The 624-nt window shown below is 31.2% G+C and carries 1 protein-coding gene; it reads left to right on the forward strand.

The window, feature by feature from the left end; translation table 11 throughout:
- Positions 1 to 134 precede the first annotated feature (134 nt).
- Positions 135 to 624: DUF6705 family protein (locus ACVC5O_RS11610; protein WP_452221649.1), on the forward strand; the 490-nt coding region annotated here is incomplete at its 3' end.

Below are 624 nucleotides of genomic sequence, written 5' to 3' on the forward strand. Positions count from 1 at the left end.
GGATGAAGCAAATATGGGAGCAACTATGTATAAAACTGATGAAAATTTTAACGATTTTACAAGAGTAACTTATAATGCTAATGCTATAAATAATATTAAAGAAAAACCGTGTAACAACTAAAAAACGAAACAAAATGAAACATATAATTATAATAGTAACATTATTTTTAAGTGTTACAAGCACTTTAGAAGCCCAAAACATTAATGACTCATTTGTGGGTATTTGGGAAACCCAAAATGGAGATGAAATATTTAGAATAGAATTATTTATCGATAATGAAGGAGATATTAGTGGTCATTTTTCTAAGGTTGAAACTACAAATAGTGGTTTGGAAATTCTCGTTTATGAATCCAATAGACCTATTGGTGCGGGATTTAGATGGGGACGTGCTATTTATGGAAGTAGCGATGGTACAATACTAGAAGCAGGTATTGATGATAATACAGTAGATAACCCATTAAACTTACCTCTATTTAGTGGGCATTTAACAATGACTATACAACCTGCAACTGGTAGCGGGCAAGTTACCGCAACTTGGAAAGTTGAAAGAAGTAGTGGTTTAAAATCTAATGCAGATAACAGAGAGTTTAATATTCCTACAGATATAATATTAACAAAAGTTC

The organism is Lacinutrix salivirga, from assembly GCF_053604675.1.